At 70.4% G+C, this 1,745-nt stretch carries 1 protein-coding gene; it reads left to right on the top strand.

What is annotated here, in order from left to right; translation table 11 throughout:
- The coding region (locus tag AC36XV_RS08595; RefSeq protein ID WP_492203275.1) for an alpha-amylase family glycosyl hydrolase at nt 1-1,488 on the top strand (1,488 nt) is incomplete at its 5' end.
- Nucleotides 1,489-1,745: the final 257 nt, after the last annotated feature.

Below are 1,745 nucleotides of genomic sequence, written 5' to 3'. Positions count from 1 at the left end.
GCCCCGTCGCTCCACAAGTACGACGCGCGCAACTACCGGCACGTGGACCGCAACTTCGGCCCGGACCCGAGGGGCGACGCGATCCTCATGGCGGCCGAGGACCCCGACGACCCGGATACGTGGCGGTGGACGGCCGCCGACAGCCTGATGCTGGAGCTGGTGAGCGAGGTCCATCGGCGCGGGATGCGGATCATCCTCGACTACTCGTGGAACCACACGGGGGTCGAGTTCTGGGCGTGGAGGGACGTGCTGGAGAACCAGCAGGGTTCCCCGTACGCCGACTGGTACGAGGTGGAGCGCTTCGACGATCCGGCCACCCCGGACACGAGCGAGTTCGCCTACTCCGGCTGGGCCGGGGTACCCCAGCTTCCCGAGTGGCGAAAGGTCGGCCGGCCGGAGGGCGTGCATTCGGGAGCGGTGCCCGGCACCCTGGTCCCCGGCGTCCGCGAGCTCGTGTTCGCCGTCACCCGGCGCTGGCTGGACCCGAACGGTGACGGCGATCCGTCCGACGGCGTGGATGGCTTCCGGCTCGATGTGGCCGAGATCGTCCCGCTCGACTTCTGGCGGGAGTATCGGCAGGTGGTGCGCGAGATCAACCCCCGGGCGTACCTGGTGGGCGAGGTGTGGTGGGAGGCGTGGCCCGAGACGATGTTCGATCCGGCTCCGTGGCTCCAGGGCGACGTGTTCGACGCGGTGATGAACTACCGGTGGTACGAGCCTACCCGCCGCTTCTTCGCCGGCGCCGAGCCCCGCCTGTCGGCCACCGGATACGTGGCGGCGCTGGACTCCGTGGCAGCCGGCATCCCGGAAGCCCATCAGAGGGCGATGATGAACCTCACCGCGAGTCACGATGCGCCCCGCTTCGGCACCTCGATCTACAACCCGGGGCGATACAAGTACGGCGTGACGCCGCGGGACAATCCGGACTATCGGATCGACCGACCGAGCCCGCGGACGATCGAGATCCAGGAGATGATCCTCACCCAGCAGTTCACCTGGGTCGGGGCCCCGCACGTGTGGTACGGGGACGAGGTGGGCATGTGGGGAGCCGACGACCCCGACACCCGGAAACCGATGGTGTGGGCCGACCTCAAGTACGAGACGGAGCGAGCCCACCCCTTCGACCTGGAGCGCGACCCGGACCCGGTGGCCCCGGACCTCAGCCTGTTCGAGACCTACCGGGAGCTGATCCGGCTCCGGAAGGATCACCTGCGGCTGTTCGTGGACGGGGACGTGCATTGGCTGGAGGCCAGCGACGCGAACCGCACCCTGGCCTACGAACGATCGCTGGACGACGACCGGGCGATCGTCGCGTTCAACGCGTCGCAAGACCCGATGGAGCTGGAGCTCGAGGCGGAGAACGGAACCTGGCGCGTCGCGTTCAGCTCGGCGGGGGCGCCGCGTCAGGCGGTAGAGGTCGTGGCCGGCACGCTCCGGACCGAGCTGGCTCCGCTCTCGGCGAGGGTGTGGATCCGGGAGGGTCCGTGATCGTCGCCGCGGTCCTGACATCGGCCGCGCGCTCGATCGCGTGCCCGGCCGCGCTCTCCGCCGAGCCTCCGGCGGGGCCCGCGGGGACATGAGCGCACCGGATACGCCATGACCCTGTGGACGGCCCTGCTGGACCTGCTGATCCTGCTCGCCGCGGCGACCGCCTTCGGCGCCGCCTGCGAGCGGGTCCGTCTCACCCCGCTGTTCGGGTACCTCGCGGCCGGGATCCTCCTCGGCCCGAACGCGCTGGACCTGCT

The organism is Candidatus Benthicola sp., assembly GCF_058719085.1.
The sequence above is the reverse complement of the archived record's forward strand: the minus strand, read 5'-3'. Positions and strand labels throughout refer to the sequence as shown.